General features: G+C 71.4%; 2 protein-coding genes and 1 pseudogene. 2 read left to right on the forward strand and 1 reads right to left on the reverse strand.

What is annotated here, in order from left to right:
• Positions 1-399 precede the first annotated feature (399 nt).
• Entirely contained in the window at positions 400-1572 is a 1173-nt protein-coding gene (locus ABZ641_RS27765) for an FAD-dependent monooxygenase (protein WP_359985971.1), read from the reverse strand.
• A 68-nt stretch (positions 1573-1640) separates the two neighbouring features.
• Here ABZ641_RS27765 and ABZ641_RS27770 point away from each other — a divergent pair, with 68 nt between their 5' ends.
• Together ABZ641_RS27770 and ABZ641_RS27775 are read left to right on the forward strand one after the other, a co-directional pair.
• Positions 1641-2210: a TetR/AcrR family transcriptional regulator gene (locus ABZ641_RS27770; RefSeq protein ID WP_344624842.1), complete on the forward strand. Its 570-nt coding sequence runs from the start codon at positions 1641-1643 to the stop codon at positions 2208-2210.
• Between the two features lie 491 nt (positions 2211-2701).
• Positions 2702-4096, forward strand: a pseudogene (locus ABZ641_RS27775) (UvrD-helicase domain-containing protein); the annotation flags it as partial.
• Positions 4097-4193 lie beyond the last annotated feature (97 nt).

The raw sequence follows: 4193 nt of genomic DNA on the forward strand, positions 1-4193 counted from the left end.
TGCCGGAGGAGCAGCCGGGCACGGCGGGCGCAAGCTGCCGCGGGCCGCTCGTCGCCGCCGGGCGCCCGGGGTGGCCCTGTTCGCGGGAACGGACCGGAGATCGAGAAAGTGGGCATCTGCTGCAGCGGACCCGAAAGCAAGCGGGTCGCCAACGGGCGCGCAGCTCGTCTCTGTGGGGTCTTGATGGGCCGTCACCCTCGGATGACGGCTGGGACGTCACCGTTGAACCTTCCGTGTGCGGCGCGAGTCGTCCGTCTGTGGTGATCGGCCGCGCACCGCGTGGCCTGGATGGCGCTGGTGGGCAGCACGCGAGGAACCGGGAATTCTTCAGCAGCAGGCGTCGGCTTCGCCGGCCCGGACCCGATGGCGTGCCGGTCGCGGGATGTGGCGGCGGGCGGGCTACGGCCGCGGGTGCCGGTAGTCCGGAAGGGAAGCGGTGTTCCTCGCCTGCAGGCGACGGTCCAGTCCGCCGATCGCGTTCATGAGTGGGAGGCGGGCGACGGCGTCGCGGACGAACCGGCCGCCGGCGGTCTTGGGGATCATGATGCGGACGTTGGGCCCGATCTGCTGCTTCCGGTCGACCAGCGGGCGGTGGACGGTGTGATAGCGGCGAAAAGCCGTGCGGTGGTCGCCGTCCGCGGCGGCCAGCTCGCCGGCCAGGCGGTAGGCGCCGACCAGTGCCAGTTCCGCGCCGGCGCCCGACGCGGGGGACGCGCACCAGGCGGCGTCCCCGACGAGCGCGATTCGGCCGTTGTGCCAGGACGTCATCCTGACCTGCCCGAGGGCGTCGAAGTAGAACTCCGGGTCGGCGAGAGCCGAGTCGAGGAGTTCCCGGATCCGCCACGCCCCGTCTCCGGCGAAGCGTTCGCCGATCAGGCGCTTGTGCTCCGCGACATCTCGGTGGTCGTACTTCAGCGGTACGGAGCGGAACATGAAGTAGGCCTTGGCCTGGGCATGATTCCCGGAGCGGTAGATCCCGGTCATGCGGCCCGGAGTGTTGAACATCGTCACCCACCGGTCCTCGCCGAGGGAGGCGTCGGCGTTCGCGAAGGCGAAGTAGTGGTCTTTGAAGCGGACGAACCGTTCCTCCGGCCCGAAGGCGAGCCGGCGGACGGTGGAGTGCATCCCGTCGGCGCCGACGACCAGGTGGAAGCGGCGGGCGGGCGCCTGTTCGAAGGTGACGAGCACCCCGTCGTCGTCCTGCTCCAGACGACGGACGGAGTCGTTGAAGAGGTACTCGGTGTCGGTCACTTCGTCCAGCAGCGCGACGAGGTCGCCTCGCATGATCTCCACGGAGGCGGGATCCAGTGTGTCGACCCGGGCGACGGCCCGGTCCGAGGAGTCGACGAACTTCATTCCTCGGACATCGGCGGCCAGCTCACGGACCCGGGACATGATCCCCATCCGCTCGGCGACCTCGACGGCCTGGGCGCGCACGTCCACCCCGTTGCCGCCGGTGCGCAGCGCGGGAGCGCGCTCGACCACCGTGGTGCGGAAGCCGTACCGGGTCAGCCAGTGCGCCAGGGCCAGCCCGGCGATGCTCCCTCCGCAGATCAGGATCCGCTCGTTCATCCGCAGCCCCTCCCGCTAAGCTAAGTGGAATTGACGTTCCATTAGATTATGTGGAAGGTGCGTTTCACTTGTCAACGTCCTCCGGAACTCCGCGCCGGGCCGACGCCCTGCGCAACCGCCGGCTCGCACTCGACGCGGCAACCGCGCTGCTGGCCGAGCCCGGCACACCCCTCACCGTCGAGACCATCGCCAAGCAAGCAGGGCTGGGAGCAGCCACCGTCGTGCGCACGTTCGGCGGCAAGGACGCCCTCCTCGACGCAGCCGTCTCCGGCCTGCTCGCCCCGGTCGTCCGACGGGGCCGCGACCTGCTCGCCGAGACGGCACCCAGACAGGCCCTGGGCCTCTTCCTCCGCGAGCTGATCACCTTCCAGGCCGCACACCACGCCGTCGGCGACCAGTTGGGGGAGCTGAACATGCCCGCTACCACCGCCCTGCGCGGCGACCTCGCCCGGGTGATGGAGGAGATGGTCGAACGAGCTCAGCGCGAGGGCGCGATCCGGTCCGACATCGCTCCCGCTGTCACGACCAGTCTGATCGGCCGAACCACTTTCGCGATCGCCCGCACCCGCCCCCTCTCCCAAGAGCTCATCGATGCCCACCTCGCCGTCCTGCTGCAAGGCCTCCGTCCCCCCACCTGACGAAGCCGTCCAGCTGCGAGGCGAGGATGCACGACGCGCCCGCCCCGCGGCCCGGCATTCCCAGGCCCACCCGAACGGCAGCACGTCCAGAGCCCCCCGACGCGGTGGCCACGCGTTTCACCGCCACGGGCACGGCCACCATCGGCATGCCGCCGGGCGCGAACCCCACCTGGCTCAACACCCTGCTGCGGCACGCTCCGAGCGGAAGATCGGCATCGCCACCATGATCACGGCCGACTGCGGGCCGTGCCGCCGGTCGGCCGGATCGAGACCCGCCGCCGGGCGCCACGACCGCCACGACCGCCACGACCGCCACGACATGAAGGTCGGCCACCCGCACAACAAAAAAACCGGGGCGCACTGGCGTCCCGGACATTCACCTCGTAGATTAGTGGATTCCATGAGTTCATTCGGAGCGACCCGAAAACATGAACTCGGAAACCTTATGGCGTCAGTATATGCGAGCGGGAGCGGAATTGTCAAACGGCGAAATTCTCCGGGAACAGGAATTCATCGATCTGCTCTGCGGGCGCCTCGCCGAACTGGAGGCACGGGCCGCCGCCGGGGTCGACGCCGCACTGGCACAGGGCGCGACCAACGCCCAGATGCTGCTGGAGCGGGACGTGCTGGTGGCCGAGCAGAGCGGACTGCTGGCCCTCTACTCCTCCGGGGAACACGGGCTCTGCTTCGGCCGGCTGGCCTTCCGGGACGGGGCCGACCACCACATCGGCCGGATCGGGATCCGCGCCGACGACGAGGAGCGGACGCCGCTGGTCGTCGACTGGCGCGCCGACGTCGCCCGCCCGTTCTACCTCGCCACCGGACACGAGCCGATGGGCCTGCGCCGGCGGCGTCACATCACCACCGAGCGGAACCGGGTCACCGCCCTGCACGACGAGATCCTCGACCTCGACGACGCGGAACGCACCGGCCACGAGGGCGCGACCGCCGACGCCGTGCTGCTCGCCGCACTGGACGCCGCCCGCACCGGCCGGATGCACGACATCGTGCAGACCATCCAGGCCGAGCAGGACCGGATCATCCGCGCCCCGCACCGCGGCGTGCTGGTCGTCGAGGGCGGTCCCGGCACCGGGAAGACGGCGGTGGCCCTGCACCGCGCCGCCTATCTGCTCTACGCCCACCGCGAGCTGCTGGCCCGGCGCGCGGTGCTGATCGTCGGGCCCAACCCGACCTTCCTCGGCTACATCGGCCAGGTACTGCCCGCACTGGGCGAGACCGGGGTGCTGCTGGCCACCCCGGGCGAGCTCTTCCCCGGCGTGCGCGCCACCGGCACGGACACGCCCGAGGCGGCGGCCGTCAAGGGCGGTGCCGCCATGGCGGACGCCCTCGCCGCCCACCTCCGCGACCGGCAGGCCACGGGCTGGCCGGAGCTGCGGATCGACCACGAGGACGGCGTGCTGGTACTGGACCGCGAGCTGGTCGCCGCCGCTCGCGACCGCGCCCGCAGGACGCATCTGCCGCACAACCTCGCCAGGCCGCACTTCGCCTTCGCCGTCATCGACGGGCTCACCGACCAACTGGTGGAGCGGATCGGCGCCGACCCCTACGGCGGCCCGAACCTGCTCGGCGCCGACGACCGGGCACTGATCGGCAAGGGCGTCGCCGCCAGCGCACAGGTCCACGCCGCGATCGACGAGCTGTGGCCACTGCTGACGCCGGAGCGACTGGTCGCCGACTACCTGGAGGAGCCCACCCACCTCCCGGACGCCGACGCCGCGGCCGTCCGCCGCGCCCCGTGCGGTCCCTTCACGGCCTGGCCGTGGACCCCCGCGGACGTGCCGCTGCTGGACGAGGCGGCGGAACTGCTCGGCGAGGACGACTCCGCCCGCCTCGCTGCGGAGGAGGCACAGCGGCAGGAGGCCATCGATACCTGATCAAGTAAAGGCTGATCAGGTCGCTGGCCGCCGGCCGGAGAGCACCCGCCCCGCGCGGGAGCCCCGCCGACCAGTCCGCCCCGACCCG

Origin of the sequence: Kitasatospora sp. NPDC007106 (assembly GCF_040634455.1) — a bacterium.
Taxonomy (GTDB): domain Bacteria; phylum Actinomycetota; class Actinomycetes; order Streptomycetales; family Streptomycetaceae; genus Kitasatospora; species Kitasatospora arboriphila.

What these genes read in the sequence shown, in the direction of transcription:
- ABZ641_RS27765 (WP_359985971.1), bottom strand. Translation starts at nt 1,572, where the DNA reads ATGAACGAGCGGATCCTGATCTGCGGAGGGAGCATCGCCGGGCTGGCC.